Here is a 20,784-nt window from a genome sequence, read left to right as displayed (position 1 = left end):
TAGACGGAGGCCACATTACTGGCTGCGCGTTCACAAACGGAACAATGCATGGCAGACCATCGATGTAGGTACAAAAACTGTTCATTAATACCTCAGCCAACCTGCTTGGTCGGACTGTGGTAAATATCAGCGAACATGTCAGCCATGGCTTCTTCGCTGGGTTCTTCCTGCATTTGCACGCTGACGGCGCGGCTCACCAGCTGATGACGACGCGGCAGATGCAAATCATCCGGAATCCGCGGTCCATCGGTCAGGTAAGCCACCGGCAATTCATGACTGATTGCCAGGCTCAACACCTCGCCAAGGCTTGCCGTTTCATCCAGTTTAGTCAGGATGCAGCCAGCGAGCCCGCAGCGCTTGTAACTGTGATAAGCGGCGGTTAGAACCTGTTTCTGGCTGGTGGTTGCCAGAACCAGATAATTTTTTGATTTGATGCCACGACCGGCCAGGCTTTCGAGCTGCATGCGCAGTGCCGGATCGCTGGCCTGAAGACCGGCGGTATCTATCAGCACCACACGCTTGCGCAGCAACGGATCCAGCGCCTGCACCAGGGACTGGCCCGGGTCGACGTGGGTGACCGACACGTTGAGGATCCGGCCCAGGGTCTTGAGTTGTTCCTGAGCGCCGATACGGTAGCTGTCCATGCTGACCAGCGCGATGTTCTGCGCGCCGTACTTGAGCACGTAACGGGCCGCGAGCTTGGCCAGCGTGGTGGTCTTGCCCATGCCGGCAGGACCGACCATGGCAATCACACCGCCCTCTTCCAGTGGCTCGACTTCCGGTGTGGCGATCATCCGCGCCAGGTGCGCCAGCAACATGCGCCAGGCCTGACGGGGTTCGTCAATGCCGGTAATCATTTCCAGCAGATCACGGGACAACGGGCCGGACAAACCGATGCGCTGCAGACGACGCCAAAGGTTGGCCTGGGCCGGACGGCTGCCTTGCAGCTGGTTCCAGGCCAGAGAGCCGAGTTGTACTTCCATCAGTTCGCGCAGGCTGTTGAGTTCGAAACGCATCGAATCGAAAGCCCGCGGATCGACACCGCTGGAGGCTGGCGCGGGGGCCGGCGCTGCACGACGGGGTTCAGTGTAAGTCGGTTCGATCAACGGTTCGGCGGCGGTGAGTGGCAGGCCGGCGAACAACTGGCGATTGGTGGACTTGTCGCTCTCGCCTTCGCTGCGCAGGCTCAGTTCGGCCTGGGCGGTGACGATCCGCGACTGGGTCTTGCGCAGCTCGTCCTCGAGCTCCATGTTCGGAACACGCGGGGCCAGCGCCGACAGTTTGTAATCGAGGGCAGCCGTCAGCTCGACACCACCGGCGATGCGGCGGTTGCCAATGATGGCGGCATCAGCGCCCAGCTCATCACGAACCAGTTTCATGGCCTGACGCATATCGGCGGCGAAAAAACGCTTAACTTGCATAAACCACTACCTCAGCCGTTGGGCCCTACTGTCGCAACGATGGTCACTTGCTTGTTGTCAGGGATTTCCTGGTAAGCCAACACATGCAAACCCGGGACTGCGAGTCGGCCAAATCGCGACAGCATCGCGCGAACCGGACCGGCCACCAGCAGAATCACCGGTTGACCTTGCATTTCCTGACGCTGCGCCGCTTCGATCAACGAGCGTTGCAGTTTTTCAGCCATGCTTGGCTCCAGCAGAACGCCCTCTTCCGAGCCTTGTCCCGCCTTCTGAAGACTATTGAGCAATATTTGTTCCAACCTTGGCTCAAGAGTGATAACTGGCAGCTCCGACTCAGTCCCTACAATGCTTTGGACGATTGCACGGGATACGCCGACGCGTACGGCGGCCACCAGCGCGGCAGTATCTTGACTCTTGGCCGCATTGTTCGCGATCGCTTCGGCGATGCTGCGAATGTCCCGTACGGGCACCTGTTCGGCCAGCAACGCCTGGAGCACCTTGAGCAGCTGCGATAACGACACCACGCCCGGCACCAGCTCCTCGGCCAGTTTAGGGGAGCTTTTGGCCAGCAACTGCACGAGTTGCTGCACTTCTTCATGGCCGATCAGCTCACTGGAGTGCTTGTACAAAATCTGGTTCAAGTGGGTTGCCACTACTGTACTGGCATCGACCACGGTGTAACCGAGGGATTGTGCCTGCGCACGCTGGCTGATTTCGATCCAGACCGCTTCCAGCCCGAAAGCCGGATCTTTGGCGGTGATGCCGTTGAGCGAACCGTAGACCTGACCCGGATTGATCGCCAGCTCCCGATCCGGATAAATCTCCGCTTCGGCCAGGATCACCCCCATGAGGGTCAGTCGATAGGCACTTGGCGCGAGGTCGAGGTTGTCACGGATATGCACAGTCGGCATCAGGAAGCCCAGGTCCTGGGACAGCTTCTTGCGTACGCCTTTGATACGCGCAAGCAACTGACCACCCTGGTTGCGATCCACCAGTGGAATCAGGCGATAGCCGACTTCCAGGCCAATCATGTCGATCGGCGTCACATCGTCCCAGCCAAGCTCTTTGGTTTCCTGAGCGCGGGCCGGCGATGGCAGCAGCTCCTGCTGACGCTTGACCTCTTGCAAGGCCTGAACCTTGACGGTGTTCTGCTTCTTCCAGAACAGGTACGCACCGCCGGCTGCGAGGGCCGCCATGCTCAGAAAGGAGAAGTGCGGCATGCCGGGCACCAGGCCCATGACTGCCATCAAACCCGCCGCCACGGCCAGCGCCTTCGGCGAGGCGAACATCTGGCGATTGATCTGCTTGCCCATGTCTTCCGAACCGGAAGCTCGGGTCACCATGATCGCGGCGGCTGTCGATAACAACAGTGATGGCAATTGCGCCACCAAACCGTCACCAATGGTCAGCAACGCGTAAACCTTGCCGGCATCACCGAAGGTCATGCCGTGCTGGAAAATGCCGACCGCCATGCCGCCGATCAGGTTGATGAACAGAATCAGCAAACCGGCGATGGCGTCACCGCGTACGAATTTGCTGGCACCGTCCATGGAACCGTAGAACTCGGCCTCCTGGGCCACTTCCATCCGACGCATTTTGGCCTGGTTCTGATCGATCAGGCCGGCGTTCAAGTCGGCGTCGATCGCCATTTGCTTTCCGGGCATCGCATCGAGGGTGAAACGCGCGCTCACCTCGGAAATTCGTCCGGCACCCTTGGTCACCACGACGAAGTTGATGATCATCAAAATCGCGAAGACCACGATACCAACCACGTAGTTACCACCGATCACCACCTCACCGAAGGCCTGGATCACCTTACCGGCGGCGGCATGGCCGTCCTGACCGTGAAGCATCACCACCCGCGTGGAGGCCACGTTCAGCGCCAGCCGCAACAGTGTTGCCACCAGCAGGATGGTCGGGAACACCGCGAAATCCAGCGGTCGCAGGGCGTAGACACAGACCAGCAGCACGACAATCGACAGCGCAATGTTGAAGGTGAAGAACACGTCCAGCAGGAACGGCGGCACCGGCAGCATCATCATGGCCAGCATGACCAGCAGCAACAATGGCACACCCAGATTGCCCCGACTCAGGTCGGCGACGTTTGTGCGGGCACTGTTGATAAACTGAGAGCGATCCACCGGTTTTCCCCGTTACTTTAAAGCAAACTTTTGACGCCCGAAGCAGGCGCAGAGCGGCTACTGCAAGAAGCCTTCCAACTTTTGCCGGGGTTTGAAACAGAGGGGTTTATCGGGGGGATTGTGCTGCCTGTGCCCGCGAAGGCGTCGGCATGGCCAGCGCAAAAAAATCAGGAATCGCGCCGCAGATCCGGTGGAATCGGCAGGTCATCCTTGAGCGGCTCAGGACGCTTGCCCTTGCCGGCGCGGTGCTGGCGGATCTGATAGACGTAGGCCAATACCTGAGCGACCGCCAGATACAACCCACCGGGAATTTCCTGCTCCAGCTCGGTGGAGTAGTAGATCGAACGCGCCAGGGCCGGAGACTCCAGAAGCAACACTTCATTGGCCACGGCGATCTCGCGGATTTTCAAAGCCAGGAAGTCGCTACCCTTGGCCAGCAGCACCGGCGCAGCACCTTTTTCCGCATCGTACTTGAGCGCCACGGCGTAGTGAGTCGGGTTGGTAATCACCACGTCAGCCTCGGGGATGGCTGCCATCATTCGCCGCTGGGACATTTCGCGCTGCAACTGGCGAATCCGCTGCTTGACCTCCGGCTTCCCTTCCTGATCCTTGTGCTCGTCTCGTACTTCCTGCTTGGTCATCAGCAGTTTCTTGTGGCTCTGGTAAAGCTGAACCGGAACATCCACCGCCGCGATCAGGATCAGCCCGCACGCCATCCACAATGTGCTCCAGCCCACCAGTTGAACGCTATGGATGATCGCCTGCTCCAGCGGTTCGTGGGCAATGCGCAGCAAGTCATCGATGTCCGAGCGCAGGACGGACAATGCCACAAACAGAATCAGCAGAAACTTGGCCAGCGCCTTGACCAATTCGATCACAGCCGTGCTGGAGAACATCCGCTTGAGGCCCGCTGCAGGGTTCATCCGGCTGAATTTGGGCGCCAGGCTCTTGCCGGCGAACAACCAGCCCCCCAGGGAAATCGGCCCCAGAAAGGCCGCCAGCAGCAGTGTCAACAATATCGGCTGCGTCGCCAGGATCGCAATCTTTCCCGAATTCAGCAGGTAGTGACCCATTTGCCCCGGATCAAGCAACACCTCCCGCGGCAGCGAAAAATTCAGGCGCATGATTTCCAGCAGATCCTGGGCCAGCCCGCCACCGTAGATCAACAACCCTCCGGCACCGGCCATCATGGTTGCCAGGGTGTTGAGCTCTTTCGAGCGGGCAATCTCGCCCTTGTCCCTGGAGTCCTTTTTGCGTTTCTCCGTGGGGTCTTCTGTTTTGTCCTGACCGCTCTCGCTCTCGGCCATGGCTAGCGCGCCCCTGCCATGTCACGTAACAGCTGCAGGGCCTCGGTGGCCAACGGCTGATACTGATTGAGAATGTCGCCGAGACCCACCCAGAAAATCACCAGCCCCAGCACCAGGGTCAGGGGGAAACCGATGGAGAAAATGTTCAGCTGTGGCGCCGCCCGCGTCATCACGCCGAAGGCGATGTTAACCACCAACAATGCTGTGATAGCCGGCAATACCAGGAGCATTGCCGCGCCCAGCACCCAGCCCAGCTTGTTGGCCAGCTCCCAAAAGTGATTGATCAGCATCGCGCTGCCGACCGGCATGGTGGTGAAGCTCTCCGTGAGCACTTCGAACACCACCAGATGCCCATTCATGCCGAGAAACAGCAGGGTCACGAGCATCGTCAGGAACTGGCCGATTACCGCCGCCGACACACCATTGGTAGGGTCGACCATCGAGGCGAAGCCCATGCCCATCTGAATCGAAATAATCTGCCCGGCGACGACAAACGCCTGGAAAAACAGCTGAAGGGAGAGCCCCATCAATGCGCCGATAATGATCTGTTCGGCGATCAGCAGCAGCGCGCTCAGATCCAGCGCCTGAACCTGAGGCATCGGTGGCAGGCCCGGCACGACAACCACTGTGATTGCCAGGGCGAAATACAATCGCACGCGGGTCGGCACCAAGGTCGTGCCAAAGATTGGCATGGTCATCAGGACGGCGCCGATGCGAAACAGCGGCAATATGAACGAAGCGACCCAGGTACTGATCTGGGTGTCGGTCAGCTGCAGCAGTGACATGGCTTAGCCGATGACCCGAGGAATATTGCCGTACAACTGCAGGATGTATTCCATGAAGGTCTGCACCAGCCACGGACCGGCGACGATCAACGTCACCAGCATCACCAACAGGCGCGGCAGGAAGCTCAGGGTCTGTTCGTTGATCTGGGTGGCGGCCTGGAACATGGCGACCAACAGCCCCACCAGCAAGCTCGGAATCACCAGCACAGCGACCATCATGGTGGTCAGCCAGAGCGCTTCACGAAAGATGTCTACCGCAACTTCCGGCGTCATGGCGAGACACCGCCGAAGCTGCTGGCCAACGTACCGATGATCAATGCCCAACCATCCACCAGCACGAAGAGCATGATCTTGAACGGCAGGGAAATGATCAGTGGCGAGAGCATCATCATACCCATGGCCATCAGCACACTGGCCACGACCAGGTCGATGATCAGGAACGGAATGAAGATCATGAAACCGATCTGGAACGCGGTCTTCAGCTCAGACGTGACGAAGGCCGGCACCAGGATGGTCAGTGGCGCCTGGTCCGGTGTCGCGATGTCGGTGCGTTTGGACAGGCGCATGAACAGCTCAAGATCGCTGCTGCGCGTCTGGGCCAGCATGAAATCCTTGATTGGCACCTGGGCCTTGGCCACAGCATCTTGCGCGGTGAGTTTTTCCGCCAGATAAGGCTGCAAGGCATCCTGGTTAACCCGGTCGAACACCGGTGCCATGATGAACAGCGTCAGGAACAGCGCCATGCCGGTAAGAATCTGGTTGGACGGCGTCTGCTGCAAGCCCAGGGCCTGACGCAGGATCGAGAAGACGATGATGATCCGGGTGAAACTGGTCATCAGCATGACGAACGCCGGAATGAAACTCAGCGCGGTCATGATCAGCAGGATCTGCAGGCTGACCGAGTATTCCTGAGCGCCCTGGGCATTGGTGCCCAGGGTGATCGCCGGGATCGACAACGGATCGGCGGCGATGGCCAGTGGCGCAGCCAGCATCAGGGCCAGCGTCAAGATGATGCGTAGCGCACCCATTACTTCTTATCCTTCTGATCCTTGCCCATCAGCTCCATCAGGCGCTGGGCAAACTCCGGGGTCGCTTTCTCGGTGGCCGGCACCTGCACCGGCTCCTTGAGCACATGCAAGGCGGTGATGGTGCCGGGGCTCAAGCCGAGCAGAATCTGCTCGTTGCCAACCTGCACCAGTATCAAACGGTCACGCGGGCCCAACGCGCGGGAGCCGATCAATTCGATCACCTGCCCCTTGCCGGCCGGCCCAGCCTGCTGCACCCGGCGCAACAGCCAGGCGAGGAAGAAGATCAACCCCAGCACCAGCAGCAAACCGAGCACCAGCTGCGTCAATTGCCCCGCCACACCACTGCTGACAGCAGGTGCCGAGGCAGCAGTCGCCACCGGCTCGGCCGCAAGCACACTGAACGGCAACGCCAGCACAAACCCCAGAACCTTTTTCACTCAGCGCAGCTTCTTGATACGTTCGCTTGGGCTGATCACGTCGGTCAGGCGGATGCCGAACTTCTCGTTGACCACTACCACTTCACCGTGAGCGATGAGCGTGCCGTTGACCAGCACGTCCAACGGTTCACCCGCCAGACGATCAAGCTCGATCACCGAACCCTGGTTGAGTTGCAGCAAGTTGCGGATGTTGATGTCGGTGCTGCCCACTTCCATGGAAATCGACACCGGGATGTCGAGGATCACGTCGAGGTTCGGACCGTCCAGCGTGACCGGATCGTTGTTCTTCGGCACGCTGCCGAACTCTTCCATCGGCAGACGGTTGGACGGCGAGCTCGCGGCGTCGGCGGCCAGCAAGGCGTCGATGTCGTCCTGCCCGGCGTCGCCGGTTTCTTCCAGGGCCGCAGCCCATTCATCGGCCAGCGCCTGGTCGTCCTGGGTATTCATGTCGTTAGCCATCATGTGTCCTCGGCGGGCACCCCTTTCAACGGGCTGCCGTCAGTTAATAGCGAATGGGGAGCAGCGCCGCTTAACGGCGCTCGATCGGCTCGATCACTTGCAACGCGAGGTTGCCTTTATGCGAGCCCATCTTGACCTTGAACGCAGGCACGCCATTGGCGCGCATGATCATTTCTTCCGGCATCTCGACCGGGATAATGTCCCCCGGCTGCATGTGCAGAATGTCGCGCAGGCGCAGCTGGCGACGGGCAACCGTGGCACCGATCGGCACGTCAACGTCCAGCACGTCCTGGCGCAGGGCATTGACCCAGCGCTCGTCCTGATCATCGAGGTCCGACTGGAAGCCGGCGTCGAGCATTTCGCGCACCGGTTCGATCATCGAGTACGGCATGGTCACGTGCAGGTCACCGCCACCGCCATCGAGTTCGATGTGGAACGTCGACACGACAATGGCTTCGCTCGGGCCGACGATGTTGGCCATGGCCGGGTTCACTTCCGAGTTGATGTACTCGAAATTCACTTCCATGATCGCCTGCCAGGCTTCCTTCAAATCGACGAACGCCTGCTCCAGCACCATGCGCACCACACGCAGTTCGGTGGGAGTGAATTCACGCCCTTCGATCTTCGCGTGACGGCCGTCGCCGCCAAAGAAGTTGTCCACCAGTTTGAACACCAGCTTGGCGTCGAGGATGAACAGCGCAGTACCGCGCAGCGGTTTGATCTTGACCAGGTTGAGGCTGGTCGGCACGTACAGCGAGTGGACGTATTCGCCGAACTTCATCACCTGCACGCCACCGACCGCAACGTCCGCCGAGCGGCGCAGCATGTTGAACATGCTGATGCGGGTGTAGCGGGCAAAACGCTCGTTGATCATTTCCAGGGTCGGCATGCGTCCGCGGACAATGCGATCCTGACTGGTCAGGTCGTAGCTTTTGACGCTGCCGGGCTCGGCAGCGGTATCGGTCTGTACCAGACCGTCATCGACGCCATGCAAAAGCGCATCGATTTCATCCTGGGACAGCAGGTCCTGCACGGCCATGTCGTGTTCCTACTGCAGTACGAAATTAGTGAAAAGCAACTGTTCGATGACTACTTTGCCGAGCTCTTTCTGCGCCACTTCCTGCACGCTGGCCGTCGCCTTCTGACGCAGCATTTCCTGACCGACCGGCGACGCCAGGGTCGCGAAATCCTGCCCGGAGAACAGCATGACGAGGTTATTGCGGATCACCGGCATGTGGACTTTGAGCGCTTCCAGATCGGCCTGATTGCGACCCTGCATGGTGATACTCACCTGCATGTAGCGCTGACGGCCGTTCTGGTTGTAATTGGCCACGAAGGCCGGCGCCATGGGCTCGAAAATCGCTGGCTGCTTGCCGACCGGGGCAACTTCAGCCGCGGCGGCAGGTTTGCTCTGGGCGCTGTGCATGAAGAACCAGGTCGCTCCCACGGACAAGCCGATCGCCAGCAGCAGGGCCACCACGATCAAAATGATCAGCTTGATTTTGCCTTTGGTTGCGGGGTCTTTTACTGCTGCTTCGCTCTTCGCCATGCCAATAATCCGTCACTATTCGGGTTTTCACAGTCGCACGGCAAGGCAAGAGCAAGTGTTATGCCAGAAGTGTCGGAGGGAGAATGGATAGGACCAAGCGAAATTTTGAAAACACCGCAAACCTAATGTGGGAGCGGGCTTGCTCGCGAACGCGGTGTGACAGCCAGCATCAATGCTGAATGTTCAACCGTATTCGCGAGCAAGCCCGCTCCCACAAGGGTTTTGCGCTGGATCAGGCGTAGTAGTCAACCGCGCTGGAGCCGATGACGCTGGTCGCACTGGCCGCCACTTCGGCAACCGTCGGCGCGAGCTCTTCGTCCATGCCATCGAGGCGACCGCCGCTGGCGCTGGTGCGTCCGCCCTGACTTTGTTGGGCCTGGTCCTGACCTTGCTGAGAGCCACGGGACTGGTCGGAGACGTTGACGTCAACCTGACCCATCCCCTGTTGCGCGAACATGTCTCGCAAGCGATGCATCTGGCCATCCAGCGCTTCGCGAACGCTTGGGTGCGCACTCATGAAGGTCACCTGGGTCTGCTGGTCCGGGACCATGTTCACCCGAATATCCAGGCGCCCCAGTTCAGCAGGCTGCAACTGGATGTCGGCCGCCTTCAGGTTGGCGCTGGACAGGTACATGACCCGGTTCACCACTTCTTCGGTCCAGCCACTCTGATGCATGGCAATCGGCTGATTCACCGGCACGGCATTGGCGGTTTTCGGCGTGGCGGCCTGGGTCAGAGCAGCCAGACGATTGGCGAAGTCATCAACACGGGTATCGCTGGTGGCAGACTTCAAATCCTTGAGGCCGTCATCGATCAACCCACTGAACGCTTTCTCGCCCCCCTGGCTGGTACTGTCCTTGTCTGCCTGCACATCGAGCATGCCCGCCATACCGGCGGCAAAGTTCTGTGCCGAGGTAGGCTCGCCATCAGCCTGGATCTGGGCTGGCGTCGGCGTCGGCGCAGCCTTGGGCTGTGCCTGGCTGGAAGCCGAAATATGGCCGCCCTGCTCCATGGCCATGCGCACAGCCGGGAGAGCATCGAGAGGATCAGCCTCGGGATCGAAATCGCTATCCGCCGCCGTAACAGGAGCCTGCGCCGTCGTCGTCACTGCAGGAGCGACAGCAATCTCCACTGGCGGTTGCTGAGTGACGACCACAGGGGGCGCCTCCGCAACAGGCGCCGTCACGACGGGTTGCAACTCTGGCAGCAATGAAGGATCGAGGGTCGGATCGACGGGTGCAGTGTCGGCCACCGGCGTTTCGGGGACATCCTCGTTGGCGACCTTGTCGTCGCTCGGCGCCGGTTTATCGACGGGCAAGGATTTGCCGCTATCGGCAACCGTCGGTTCCGGGGCGGCAGACTTGTCGTTGCCGACGCTCTTTTTATCGGGGCTGTCCGGGGATTTATCACGCGCCGGCTTCACCGATCCATCAGGGGCCGCAGAGGGTTTGTTCTGGGCCTGAGTGGCGTAAACCTGAGCGAAGCTGGACGCCTTGTCCCCGGGCTCAGCGGACAGCGCCGGTGTATTGGCGGAGGCGGCTTGAGTCTTGGCCTGCGCGGCGGCCTGAAGAAGAATATTGGGGGTAACGGGCATGAAACGGTCTCCGCTGCACTGGGATCGTAGGTACAGTTGCAGTGATACCTGCAAGGGTTGAGCCAGTTTTTCTCAGGCGGCGTTAAAAGCGCCGGACGGTCGCCTCGGTCGGCGAAGAGCGCTGGCGCTCTGCCTCGTACAACGGCCGGACAATAGCGAACTCGCCGTCGATTTCACCGAGCAGTTTTTCAATGCCTGAAAGGTTTTTATTCTTGGCTCGCTGCTCCAGTTCATGACACAGCTCGGCCAGACGGACGGCCCCCATGTTACTGCTGCTGCCCTTGAAACTATGAGCAGTATTCATAAGCAGCGCTGCATCTTCAGCCTTGTGCAGAAGAACCAAGCGCTCCTCGGAATCGGCGAGAAAAGTATCCAGCAACATCGGATACTCATCCTCCATGACCTCTTGCAACGCGCTCAGCACGTCGCGATCCAGATGTGTGTCAGCCACTTGCTCACTCCTTGATCAAGAATGCGCGGATTATGCCAGAGCCTCCCAGAAAAATTCCACGCGGGCGCTTCGACCTTCGTCGGACCAACTGGCGTTCCGGCTCAGCTGGCGGATCAAACTGACGCCACGTCCCGACAGACGGATGCCATCGACAGGGCGCGCCATCACTCGCTCGACATCAAAACCCTTGCCACTGTCTTCGACCCGAATCGTCAGGCAACCGCCGCCGTCCTTTGGCGCAACCTGCAAATGCACCCGGACATAGCCGTCCTGCAGCTCATCCAGACGCGCATTGCGCTGCTGATAGTAGCGGGTAAAACCCGAAGCATCGCGTTTCAGGCTCGAATCCAGCCCCAGCACGCCGTGCTCCAGCGCATTGGAATACAGCTCCGCGAGCACACTGTAGAGCGCCCCGCTCTGCGCACGCAAACCATGGACCTCCAACAGCAACTGCAAAAGATACGGCAGCGGATTGAAGCGTTTCAGGGTGGCGGCACGGAACTCGAAATTCACCGACCAGTCCAGCGGGCAGGACTGGCCGCTATCGGAATAGACCAAGGGCGGTGGTATCAGCTGCGCCGCTTCGAGCAGGCTGACTTCGACCATGCTGACATCATCGCGGGCCTCTCCGCGAAAATCCTGCAGCGCCTGCTCGATCTCTTCAAAGAGCCGGTCAGGCTGACGGTTGGCCGCAAACACCTGTTGCAGCCGCTCGACACCAAACAACTGTTCTTTGGCGTCGCAAGTATCGATCACCCCATCAGACAACAGGAAGACCCGATCCCCGACCGCCATCGGAAACACTTCGGTACGGTCATCGAACGTCTGCGGATTCAGTACGCCGAGCGGTAAATGCCGGGCTGTCAGCGGTGTGCGCTCGCCGCTCGCAATGTTGTGCAGATAACCGTCCGGCATTCCGCCGTTCCAGACTTCCACCGAGCGTCGCTGAAAACTCAGGCACAGCAGTGTTGCACAACAGAACATGTCCACCGGCAGAATGCGCTTGAGCTTGGCGTTCATCTCGCGCAGGGTTTCCGACAGGCCGTAGCCCTTGGCGGTCATGCCGTAGAAGACTTCTGCCAGCGGCATGGCCCCGACGGCGGCCGGCAACCCATGGCCGGTGAAATCGCCGAGCAGCACGTGCATGTCGCCGGCCGGGGTAAATGCCGCCAGCAACAGGTCACCGTTGAATAGCGCATAGGGCGATTGCAGGTAGCGGATATTGGGGGCGTTCAGGCAGCCGGAATGGGCGACCTTATCGAACACGGCCTTGGCCACACGTTGTTCGTTGAGCAGGTAATCGTGATGCCTGGCGATCTGGTCTCGCTGCTCCAGCACGGTGGCCTGCAGCCGCCGCAAGCGGTCCATCGCCTTGATTTTGGCGGCGAGGATCACCTGGTTGTAGGGCTTTGCCAGAAAGTCGTCGCCGCCGGCCTCCAGACAGCGGGCCAGCGCCTCGCTTTCAGTCAGCGAGGTCAGGAAGATAATCGGTACCAGGGTTTCCCCAGCCAGCGCCTTGATCTGCCGTGCAGCCTCGAAACCGTCCATCACCGGCATCATGGCGTCCATCAAGACCAGTTGCGGTCGTTGCTGGCGAAACGCTTCGACTGCTTCGGCACCATTGGCCGCCGTCAATACTTCATGGCCCTGACGGCGGACGATACTCGACAACAGCATGCGATCGGCCGCGCTGTCTTCAGCGATCAGTATCGTCAGCGGTTCGAGCGGCATGATCAACTAATGTCGAACAACTTGTCGAAGTTGGAAATAGCGAGGATTTTCTTCACATCGGAACTGCTGTTGACGACGCGAATATCTGAACTGTCGCCACCGGCGTGATCACGCAGCAAGAGCAGCATGCCCAGTGCAGAACTATCGAGATAAGTGGCTTTCTTCAGGTCAACCACAATGGACTCGGGTTTATTGCCGAGCCGCTCGTAGGACTCGCGAAATTCCTGATGCCGACCGAAATCGAATCGTCCCTCGATCGAAATCGTCAGTTTTTTTCCATCCGAAGATACTTCTGTAACGACTGACATTGAACGGCTTCCTTGTCATTGGCGAACGTACGTGTACAAGGTTTAGCACTTGGCGCAGACGGGGGCAAGGTTGGGAGTTGTGGAGTTTTTGAGTACGCCTTCGCGGGCAAGCCCGCTCCCACAGGTTTTGTGTCGTTCACAGAAATTGCGATCGACGCGAAAACTGTGGGAGCGGGCTTGCCCGCGAAGAACGATAACGCGGTTTCACTGACTCAATACGGACTCTCACGGGGCAACCGCTGAGACAATTCGTCCAGCAGCTTCTGCTCGCGCTTGTCTTCCAGCTGCCGCGCCTCGTCGGCGTAGCGCTGGACCAGCTTGCGCAAGCCTTCGACCCGGGCAAACGCCTGCTGCCAGGTGTCCCGCGCCTTGTTCAGATTGTTCTGATGCCACGCCAGGCTTTGCCGCTGCTGATCGATGGCGACGCCCAGTTGCGCAAGAAAGCCCTGATACCCCAGCAACCATTGGCCCGAAACGCCGCTGCTGCCGCGAATGATCCACTGCTCCTGGTAGTCGAGACGAAAAGCCTCGAGGTCGGCGAGCTTGCTTTCAGCCAAGCGAACCTGACCCTGAAAATGGCCCAACCGCTGGACGGCGGTTTTCTCGGCCTTCTCGGCCATATCGACCACCGGCGCCAGACGCCCTGCCCGACTCTGGGCCATGATCGATTAGCCGCCAGCCGCGGGCGCGAAGATCGAACCGAGATAGGATTCGCTTTCGCCCAGGCTGATCTTGTCGTTAAGCCCTTGGCGCAGGTATTTGACCAACTGCGGCTGCAGGGAAATCGCCAGGTCGGTTTCCCGGTCACCGCCGGCGACGTAGGCGCCCACGCTGATCAAGTCCCGACTCTGCTGATAGCGCGACCACAGCTGCTTGAAATACTGCGCACGAGCCATGTGTTCCGGCGACACCACCGACGGCATGACCCGGCTGATGGAGGCTTCGATATCGATGGCCGGGTAGTGCCCCTCTTCGGCCAGACGCCGGGACAGGACGATGTGCCCGTCGAGTACGCCCCGGGCCGCATCGGCGATCGGATCCTGCTGGTCATCACCTTCGGACAGCACGGTGTAGAACGCCGTGATCGAACCACCGCCCTTTTCGGCGTTACCGGCCCTTTCCACCAGTTTCGGCAACTTGGCGAACACCGATGGCGGATAACCCTTGGTCGCCGGCGGTTCGCCGATGGCCAGGGCGATTTCCCGCTGAGCCTGGGCGAAACGGGTCAGCGAGTCCATGAGCAACAGGACGTTCTTGCCCTTGTCGCGGAAATACTCGGCAATCCGCGTGCAATACATCGCGGCGCGCAGGCGCATCAGTGGCGCGTCGTCCGCGGGCGACGCCACGACCACTGAACGCTTGAGGCCCTCTTCACCGAGGATGTGCTCGATGAACTCTTTAACTTCGCGACCCCGTTCACCGATCAGCCCCACGACGATAATGTCGGCCTCGGTGAAGCGGGTCATCATGCCCAGCAGCACACTCTTGCCGACGCCGGTACCGGCGAACAACCCGAGCCGCTGCCCGCGACCGACCGTCAGCAAACCATTGATGGAGCGAATACCCACGTCCAGCGGCTCGCTGATCGGGTGACGCTTGAGCGGGTTGATCGTCGGGCCGTCCATCGGGACCCAGTCTTCCGCCTTCATCCCGCCCTTGCCGTCCAGCGCACGACCGGCGCCATCCAGCACCCGCCCGAGCATGCTCATGCCCATCGGCAAGCGACCGGTGTCGGCCAAAGGCACCACACGGGCACCGGGCGCGATGCCGGCAACGCTGCCGACCGGCATCAGGAAGACTTTGCTGCCGGAGAAACCCATGACTTCGGCTTCGACCTGCACCGGGTGGTAACTGTCGTCGTTGATCACCATGCAGCGACTGCCCATGGCGGCGCGCAAACCTTCAGCCTCGAGGGTCAGGCCGACCATGCGCAGCAAGCGACCTTCAAGGATCGGTGCGCCGGCAAGCTCCGTGGCCTCGGCATAACTGCCCAGGCGCTTGGCGAAGCTGGTGCGATCAAGGCGCATCGGGTTCTTCCGGTTCGGCTGCGACCGCAGGCTTGTCGTCGATCGGCAGATCCAGGCTCAGATCCGGTGCGGCAGGGTGCAAGGCCTGTTCGTGCAACTGATCGAACAGCTTGTCCATGACCCTGGCAATACGGGTTTCGACAGTGGCATCGATGCGACTGTGCTCAGTCTCGACCCGGCAACCGCCAGGCAACAATGCTTCGTCCTCGACGATGCGCCAGGTTTCTTCATGGCGCTCGCGCAGGGCTTTGACCTGTTCGAAATCCTGCGGGTTGATGTACAGCCGCACATTGCCCACGCCCAGCGGCAACAGCTTGAGGGCGTCGCGCATGACGTGTTCGATCTGTGTCGAGTCGATGGCCAGTTCGCGCTGAATCACCTGCCTGGTGATGTGCTGCACGAGGTCGACCAAGGACTTCTCGATTTGCGTATCCTGCTCGGCGATCGGCTCGAACAGGTTGGCCATCAATTGCTCAAGTGCCGCGACTTTCGGCGCAAGGACTGCCTCGGCTTCCTGGCGAACCTTGAGCGTGGTGCTGTGAAACCCTTCTTTCTCACCCGTCGCGAAGCCTTCGTTGTAGGCCTCCTGGCGAATGCTTTCGAGTTCTTCGAGGGTCAGTGGCTGGACTTCTTCCAGCGGCACTTCTTCCATTTCCGGCGGCTCGGGCTCAGGTTCTGGCTCGGGCTCCGGTACGTGCGGGTCGAAACTGGGCAGCGACCAGACATCGAAACCACCGACGTCCTTGGCACGGATCAGGTCGGTCTGGGACTCATCATGTTTGGACGACATAGTGACCTTAGATCATCTCTTCGCCGCCCTTCCCGCCGAGAACGATTTCTCCGGCTTCGGCCATACGGCGAGCAATGGTGAGGATTTCTTTCTGCGCAGTTTCCACGTCGCTGACACGCACCGGGCCTTTGGCCTCGAGGTCGTCGCGCAACAGTTCGGCCGCCCGCTTGGACATGTTCTTGAAGATCTTTTCCTTGACGCCTTCGTCCGAGCCCTTGAGCGCCAGCACCAGCACATCGGAGGACACTTCGCGCAGCAACGCCTGAATGCCCCGGTCGTCGACATCGGACAAGTTGTTGAACACGAACATGAGGTCTTCGATCTGACCGGACAGGTCTTCGTCGACTTCGCGGATCGAGTCCATCAACTGGCCTTCGATCGAGCTGTCGAGGAAGTTCATGATGTCGGCCGCACGCTTGATGCCACCCAGGGTGGTGCGCGAGGCATTCGAGTTGCCGGAGAACTGCTTCTCGAGAATCTGGTTGAGCTCTTTCAGAGCCGCTGGCTGCACGGTGTTCAGCGAGGAGACCCGCAGAATGATGTCCAGACGCACCTTGTGGTCGAAGTTGCCCAGCACTTCGCCGGCCTGATCAGGATCGAGATAGGCCACGACGATCGCCTGGATCTGCGGGTGTTCGTAACGGATCACGTCGGCGACGGCACGCGGCTCCATCCACTTCAGGCTGTCGAGGCCACTGGTGTTGCCGCCCAGCAGGATCCGGTCGATCAGGCCGTTGGCCTTGTCTTCGCCCAGGGCCTGCGTGAGCATTTTGCGCACGTAGTCGTCGGAGCCGACACCCAGGCTGGTCTGGTCACCGACGATGTCGACGAACTCGCTCATCACCTGTTCGACCTGTTCGCGGTGCACATTACCCATCTGCGCCATGGCCACACCCACACGCTGGACCTCTTTGGGCCCCATGTGGCGCAGCACTTGCGCGGCATCGGTAGAACCCAGGGACAGCAGCAGAATCGCGGCTTTGTCGACCCGGGACAGTTTGGCGGCAACGGCTCGGTTATCACTCATCTGCGTTAATCCACTCTTTCACGACCTGGGCCACACGACCCGGGTCTTCTGCCACCAGACTCTTGATTGCATTCAACTGAGCGTCATAGCCTTCGCTCGGGCTCGGCAGCAGGATGCTGGTCGGGCCGCCGAGGCTGACGCGGTCGTTGGCCAGTTCGCCGTCCAGGCCACCCATACCACCGAGCTCCACGTCGCTGCCCAGGCCCAGCTGTTTGCCTTTGCCGCCATTGGTGATGTTGTTGAGCACCGGACGCAGAACACCGAACACCAGTATCAGGATGAACAAGACACCCAGCACTTGTTTGACGATGTCCCAGAACCATGGCTGGGAGTAGAACGGAATATCGGCAATCACTTCACCGCGCTCGGCGGAGAACGGCATATTGATCACGCTGACACTGTCGCCACGGCTGGCGTCGAAACCGACGGCGTCCTGTACCAGACGGGTGAAGCGCGCGAGTTCATCGGCGCTCCACGGTGCACGGGTGGTTTCACCGTTGGCTGCGTTGATCTTGACCTGATCGTCCACCACCACCGACACCGACAGGCGATTCAACCGGCCCTGCTGTTGCTTGGTGTGACTGATGGAACGGTCGAGTTCGAAGTTCTTGGTGGATTGTTGACGCTTGTCCGCCGGGTACGGCGCCAGCATCGGCTGGCCGGTGGCCGGGTCCATGATTTGCTGGCCATTGGCGTCCAGCAGCGGCTGGCCTGGCTGTACCATCCCGGCCTGTGCGGTGGCGCCACCGGTGGTTTGCGGCGCCGAAGCAGGCGACGGCGGCTGGTTGCTCAGCGCACCCGGAACACCTTGCGGGCCGTTGCTGGCGGTACGTTGTTCGTTGACCGACTGCTCGCTACGCAGCGCCGGCTGGTCCGGATTGAACTGTTCGGAGGTCGACTCGACGGCACTGAAGTCCACGTCGGCGGAGACTTCGGCTTTGTAGCGGTCGTTGCCCAACACCGGTTGCAGAATGTTGTGCACACGCTGGGTGAGCATGCTTTCCATGCGACGGCTGTAATCGAATTGCTTACCGGCCATGGTCAGTTCGGAATTTTCCGCCTGATCCGAAAGCAGATTGCCCTTCTGGTCGACGACGGTGATCTGCGACTTGCTGAGTTCAGGAACGCTGGTCGCGACCAGGTTGATGATCGCCAGCACCTGACCCGGCTCCAGCGAGCGGCCGGAATACAGCTCGATCAGCACCGAAGCGCTTGGCTTGCGCTCGTCGCGCACGAATACCGAACTCTTCGGAATCGCCAGGTGCACGCGGGCACCCTTGACGTTGTTCAGGCTGGAAATGGTCCGGGCCAGTTCGCCTTCGAGGCCGCGACGATAACGGGTCGCTTCCATGAACTGGCTGGTGCCGAGGCCCTGGTCCTTGTCGAGGATCTCGAAACCGATGTTGCCATCGCTGGGAGTGACACCAGCGCCCGCGAGCTTGAGTCGCGCACGGGACAGGTCATCGGCCTTGACCAGCAAGGCACCGGAATTCGGTTCAACGGTGTAGGGAATGTCAGCGGCAGCCAGGGTATCCATGACTTGCTTGGCGTCCATACCGGCAAGGCTGCCGTACAGAGGCCGGTAGTCCGGCTGCTGGGACCACAACACCACGGCGAAGCCAATGGCCACGCTCGCTGCCAGGCCGACCAACAGGCCCACCTGACGCAACATGGTCATCTCGGAGAGGTTTTCCAGGAAGGACAAGCCGAACAGCGGCGGTTTGCCGTCTATCGGTGTGGCCTTGGCCGGAACATTATCGGCGACTGCTTCTGCCATGACTCAATCTCGTCCTTAAACCGGCATCTGCATGATGTCTTGGTAAGCCTGAACCAGCTTGTTACGCACTTGGGTCAACGCCTGGAAAGACACGCTCGCCTTCTGCGAGGAAATCATCACATCGGTCAGGTCCACGCCGCTTTTGCCGATCTCGAAGGCATTGGCCAACTGGCTGGACGCCTGCTGTGTGTCGTTCACTTTATTGACGGCCTGACCGAGCATGTCGGAAAAGCTGCTGCCATTCAGTTCAGGGACGGCGGCAGTCGATTTAGGCGCAGACATGGCATCCATTTGCATGGAACGCATATCCAGCATCAATCGATTAAATTCAATACCTTGGCTCATGGTCTACTCTCATTGACGACCCGCAATTTTTTGACACTCACTCGGCGGGTAGTGAGGTGTAGCAACAAGGGTGCCAGCTCCGTGGCAGCTCTGAACAAAAGCAAATCCTCTGCTTTCACAAACTGCAGGAGCGAGCCTGCTCGCGATGGACTCAAGGCCGCCGCGCTTATCCTGCCGCCCCGCGACATCGTTCACGACCATCGTTACAAAACAAGATCAGGTGGCGAACAAATAAGCTTCCACATCCATTCCGGCATCACGCATTTGCGCCAGCTTGTAGCGCAGCGTCCGCGGACTGATACCCAAACGCTCGGCCGCTTCTTTGCGGCGCCCACGCTCAGAGCGCAGGGTGTCGATAATCATCTGGAATTCGCGACGACGCAGATCGTCCCCCAGCGCCCCAGCCGATTCGGCCTCGACCTCCATCGACCGCACCGGCACCGACGCCAATGTCGGCAACGGCGCACAGGCAACCGGCCCAGCGAGACAGAAATCCTGAGGCTGGATCAAACCGCCCTGCTGCAGAATCAAGGCACGCTGAATCGCATTGTCCAGCTCTCGTACGTTGCCCGGCCATGGATAGCCGATCAGGCACGCCTGAGCCTCGGGCGACAGTCTCGCCGCGGCATGCTTCATTTTATTGACGTGTTTGGCCAACAGGCGTTCGGCCAGCGGCAGGATATCGGCGGTACGCTCGCGCAATGGACGCCAGGCCAGTGGAAATACCGACAGGCGATAGTAGAGGTCTTCACGAAAACGGCCCGCCGCCACTTCACCCGCCAGGTCACGGTTGGTGGTCGCGACAACACGAATGTCCAGCGTAATGGGCTTGCGTGCCCCCACCCGCTCGACCTCACGCTCCTGCAACACCCGCAGCAACTTGGCCTGAAGGCCCAGAGGCATTTCGGAAATCTCGTCCAGCAGGATGGTGCCGCCGTCGGCCTGCTCGAACTTGCCGGCCTGCGCCGCGATGGCGCCGGTGAACGAGCCCTTCTCGTGACCGAACAGCGTCGCCTCGAGCATGTTGTCGGGAATCGCCGCGCAGTTGATCGCAATGAACGGCTGACTGGCGCGATGCGAGTGCTGATGGATGTAGCGCGCCAGCACCTCTTTACCGGTCCCGGACTCGCCGGAGATCAATACGGTGGAATCGCTGCGCGCTACCCGCGCAGCCAATTCGAGCAATTGCGCACTGGCCGGCTCATACGCAACAGGCCCTTCGCTGTCGGGAGCGCCCAGACTGCCCAGCGCATGACGTGCCACCAGATCCAGCAACGCCTTGGGCTCGAACGGCTTGACCAGATAATCCACCGCGCCCTGACGCATCGCATCGACCGCACGCTCCACAGCACCGTGAGCCGTCATCAGCAAGACGGGCAATTGTGGCTGACGAGCCCGCAACAAGCCGAGCAGTTGATGGCCGTCCATGCCCGGCATATTGACGTCGCTGAGCACCAGATTGAAGGTCTCGGCACCGACAGCCTCGAGCGCCTCTTCCGCCGAACCGACAGCCTTGTAGTCGTGTCCCGCGAGCATCAGCGTATCCGCCAGTGCCTCGCGCAACGCGCGGTCATCCTCGACCAGTAAAACCTTGATTGCCATGCCCT

At 60.3% G+C, this 20,784-nt stretch carries 21 protein-coding genes; all 21 read right to left on the bottom strand.

Annotated features, from left to right (window positions below):
* Positions 1-92: 92 nt before the first annotated feature.
* The 21 genes from flhF to FBY04_RS10065 all read right to left on the bottom strand — a co-directional run bounded on the left by flhF (position 93) and on the right by FBY04_RS10065 (position 20,779).
* Positions 93-1,421 carry a flagellar biosynthesis protein FlhF gene (gene flhF / locus FBY04_RS10170; RefSeq protein WP_084320576.1) on the bottom strand — a complete coding sequence of 443 codons (1,329 nt, stop codon included), beginning with the start codon at positions 1,419-1,421 and terminating at the stop codon, positions 93-95.
* An 11-nt stretch (positions 1,422-1,432) separates the two neighbouring features.
* Positions 1,433-3,562 carry a flagellar biosynthesis protein FlhA gene (flhA, locus tag FBY04_RS10165; RefSeq protein WP_145315141.1) on the bottom strand — a complete coding sequence of 710 codons (2,130 nt, stop codon included), beginning with the start codon at positions 3,560-3,562 and terminating at the stop codon, positions 1,433-1,435.
* Positions 3,563-3,729: 167 nt separating this feature from the next.
* On the bottom strand, positions 3,730-4,869 hold the full coding sequence (gene flhB, locus FBY04_RS10160; RefSeq protein WP_145315140.1) for a flagellar biosynthesis protein FlhB: 1,140 nt from the start codon (positions 4,867-4,869) through the stop codon (positions 3,730-3,732).
* Between the two features lie 2 nt (positions 4,870-4,871).
* A complete protein-coding gene (gene fliR, locus FBY04_RS10155; protein ID WP_145315139.1) occupies positions 4,872-5,654 on the bottom strand; it encodes a flagellar biosynthetic protein FliR in 783 nt (260 codons plus the stop codon).
* A gap of 3 nt (positions 5,655-5,657) precedes the next feature.
* Complete coding sequence (gene fliQ, locus FBY04_RS10150) at positions 5,658-5,927, bottom strand: flagellar biosynthesis protein FliQ (RefSeq protein ID WP_008024593.1); 270 nt, start codon at positions 5,925-5,927, stop codon at positions 5,658-5,660.
* Positions 5,924-6,682, bottom strand: coding sequence for a flagellar type III secretion system pore protein FliP (gene fliP, locus FBY04_RS10145; protein WP_084320571.1), 759 nt, complete (start codon positions 6,680-6,682; stop codon positions 5,924-5,926). Before fliP ends, fliQ begins: the two co-directional genes overlap by 4 nt.
* Positions 6,682-7,119: a flagellar biosynthetic protein FliO gene (gene fliO / locus FBY04_RS10140; RefSeq protein ID WP_145315138.1), complete on the bottom strand. Its 438-nt coding sequence runs from the start codon at positions 7,117-7,119 to the stop codon at positions 6,682-6,684. The genes fliP and fliO overlap by 1 nt, the downstream gene beginning before the upstream one ends.
* Positions 7,120-7,578 carry a flagellar motor switch protein FliN gene (gene fliN / locus FBY04_RS10135; protein ID WP_008151080.1) on the bottom strand — a complete coding sequence of 153 codons (459 nt, stop codon included), beginning with the start codon at positions 7,576-7,578 and terminating at the stop codon, positions 7,120-7,122.
* Positions 7,579-7,648: 70 nt separating this feature from the next.
* On the bottom strand, positions 7,649-8,617 hold the full coding sequence (gene fliM, locus FBY04_RS10130; protein ID WP_008024584.1) for a flagellar motor switch protein FliM: 969 nt from the start codon (positions 8,615-8,617) through the stop codon (positions 7,649-7,651).
* A 9-nt stretch (positions 8,618-8,626) separates the two neighbouring features.
* Positions 8,627-9,127, bottom strand: a complete 501-nt coding sequence (gene fliL, locus FBY04_RS10125) for a flagellar basal body-associated protein FliL (RefSeq protein ID WP_084320569.1) — start codon at positions 9,125-9,127, stop codon at positions 8,627-8,629.
* 232 nt (positions 9,128-9,359) lie between these two features.
* Entirely contained in the window at positions 9,360-10,721 is a 1,362-nt protein-coding gene (locus tag FBY04_RS10120) for a flagellar hook-length control protein FliK (RefSeq protein ID WP_145315137.1), read from the bottom strand.
* Positions 10,722-10,803: 82 nt separating this feature from the next.
* Positions 10,804-11,172 carry an Hpt domain-containing protein gene (locus FBY04_RS10115; protein ID WP_145315136.1) on the bottom strand — a complete coding sequence of 123 codons (369 nt, stop codon included), beginning with the start codon at positions 11,170-11,172 and terminating at the stop codon, positions 10,804-10,806.
* 30 nt (positions 11,173-11,202) lie between these two features.
* Positions 11,203-12,906, bottom strand: coding sequence for a fused response regulator/phosphatase (locus FBY04_RS10110; protein ID WP_145315159.1), 1,704 nt, complete (start codon positions 12,904-12,906; stop codon positions 11,203-11,205).
* A complete protein-coding gene (locus tag FBY04_RS10105) occupies positions 12,906-13,211 on the bottom strand; it encodes an STAS domain-containing protein (RefSeq protein ID WP_145315135.1) in 306 nt (101 codons plus the stop codon). The genes FBY04_RS10110 and FBY04_RS10105 overlap by 1 nt, the downstream gene beginning before the upstream one ends.
* Before the next feature lie 212 nt (positions 13,212-13,423).
* Positions 13,424-13,873 (bottom strand): flagellar export protein FliJ, encoded by a 450-nt coding sequence (fliJ, locus tag FBY04_RS10100; RefSeq protein ID WP_084320564.1) that lies wholly within the window; start codon positions 13,871-13,873, stop codon positions 13,424-13,426.
* 6 nt (positions 13,874-13,879) lie between these two features.
* Entirely contained in the window at positions 13,880-15,238 is a 1,359-nt protein-coding gene (gene fliI / locus FBY04_RS10095; RefSeq protein ID WP_084320563.1) for a flagellar protein export ATPase FliI, read from the bottom strand.
* A complete protein-coding gene (fliH, locus tag FBY04_RS10090) occupies positions 15,228-16,028 on the bottom strand; it encodes a flagellar assembly protein FliH (protein ID WP_145315134.1) in 801 nt (266 codons plus the stop codon). The genes fliI and fliH overlap by 11 nt, the downstream gene beginning before the upstream one ends.
* Before the next feature lie 7 nt (positions 16,029-16,035).
* Positions 16,036-17,055 carry a flagellar motor switch protein FliG gene (fliG, locus tag FBY04_RS10085; RefSeq protein WP_008006649.1) on the bottom strand — a complete coding sequence of 340 codons (1,020 nt, stop codon included), beginning with the start codon at positions 17,053-17,055 and terminating at the stop codon, positions 16,036-16,038.
* Positions 17,048-18,832, bottom strand: coding sequence for a flagellar basal-body MS-ring/collar protein FliF (fliF, locus tag FBY04_RS10080; protein WP_084320561.1), 1,785 nt, complete (start codon positions 18,830-18,832; stop codon positions 17,048-17,050). Before fliF ends, fliG begins: the two co-directional genes overlap by 8 nt.
* A 15-nt stretch (positions 18,833-18,847) precedes the next feature.
* Positions 18,848-19,177, bottom strand: coding sequence for a flagellar hook-basal body complex protein FliE (gene fliE, locus FBY04_RS10075; protein WP_084320560.1), 330 nt, complete (start codon positions 19,175-19,177; stop codon positions 18,848-18,850).
* 216 nt (positions 19,178-19,393) lie between these two features.
* Entirely contained in the window at positions 19,394-20,779 is a 1,386-nt protein-coding gene (locus FBY04_RS10065) for a sigma-54 dependent transcriptional regulator (RefSeq protein ID WP_084320559.1), read from the bottom strand.
* Positions 20,780-20,784 lie beyond the last annotated feature (5 nt).

Source organism: Pseudomonas sp. SJZ080, assembly GCF_007828295.1.
GTDB lineage: Bacteria > Pseudomonadota > Gammaproteobacteria > Pseudomonadales > Pseudomonadaceae > Aquipseudomonas > Aquipseudomonas migulae_A.
This window is presented reverse-complemented; position numbering and strand designations above follow the sequence as displayed.

What these genes read in the sequence shown, in the direction of transcription:
- fliI (WP_084320563.1), bottom strand. Translation starts at nt 15,238, where the DNA reads ATGCGCCTTGATCGCACCAGCTTCGCCAAGCGCCTGGGCAGTTATGCC.
- fliF (WP_084320561.1), bottom strand. Translation starts at nt 18,832, where the DNA reads ATGGCAGAAGCAGTCGCCGATAATGTTCCGGCCAAGGCCACACCGATA.
- fliE (WP_084320560.1), bottom strand. Translation starts at nt 19,177, where the DNA reads ATGAGCCAAGGTATTGAATTTAATCGATTGATGCTGGATATGCGTTCC.
- fliM (WP_008024584.1), bottom strand. Translation starts at nt 8,617, where the DNA reads ATGGCCGTGCAGGACCTGCTGTCCCAGGATGAAATCGATGCGCTTTTG.
- flhF (WP_084320576.1), bottom strand. Translation starts at nt 1,421, where the DNA reads ATGCAAGTTAAGCGTTTTTTCGCCGCCGATATGCGTCAGGCCATGAAA.
- fliJ (WP_084320564.1), bottom strand. Translation starts at nt 13,873, where the DNA reads ATGGCCCAGAGTCGGGCAGGGCGTCTGGCGCCGGTGGTCGATATGGCC.
- FBY04_RS10065 (WP_084320559.1), bottom strand. Translation starts at nt 20,779, where the DNA reads ATGGCAATCAAGGTTTTACTGGTCGAGGATGACCGCGCGTTGCGCGAG.
- fliR (WP_145315139.1), bottom strand. Translation starts at nt 5,654, where the DNA reads ATGTCACTGCTGCAGCTGACCGACACCCAGATCAGTACCTGGGTCGCT.
- fliG (WP_008006649.1), bottom strand. Translation starts at nt 17,055, where the DNA reads ATGAGTGATAACCGAGCCGTTGCCGCCAAACTGTCCCGGGTCGACAAA.
- FBY04_RS10120 (WP_145315137.1), bottom strand. Translation starts at nt 10,721, where the DNA reads ATGCCCGTTACCCCCAATATTCTTCTTCAGGCCGCCGCGCAGGCCAAG.
- FBY04_RS10105 (WP_145315135.1), bottom strand. Translation starts at nt 13,211, where the DNA reads ATGTCAGTCGTTACAGAAGTATCTTCGGATGGAAAAAAACTGACGATT.
- fliH (WP_145315134.1), bottom strand. Translation starts at nt 16,028, where the DNA reads ATGTCGTCCAAACATGATGAGTCCCAGACCGACCTGATCCGTGCCAAG.
- fliL (WP_084320569.1), bottom strand. Translation starts at nt 9,127, where the DNA reads ATGGCGAAGAGCGAAGCAGCAGTAAAAGACCCCGCAACCAAAGGCAAA.
- fliQ (WP_008024593.1), bottom strand. Translation starts at nt 5,927, where the DNA reads ATGACGCCGGAAGTTGCGGTAGACATCTTTCGTGAAGCGCTCTGGCTG.
- flhB (WP_145315140.1), bottom strand. Translation starts at nt 4,869, where the DNA reads ATGGCCGAGAGCGAGAGCGGTCAGGACAAAACAGAAGACCCCACGGAG.
- fliP (WP_084320571.1), bottom strand. Translation starts at nt 6,682, where the DNA reads ATGGGTGCGCTACGCATCATCTTGACGCTGGCCCTGATGCTGGCTGCG.
- fliN (WP_008151080.1), bottom strand. Translation starts at nt 7,578, where the DNA reads ATGGCTAACGACATGAATACCCAGGACGACCAGGCGCTGGCCGATGAA.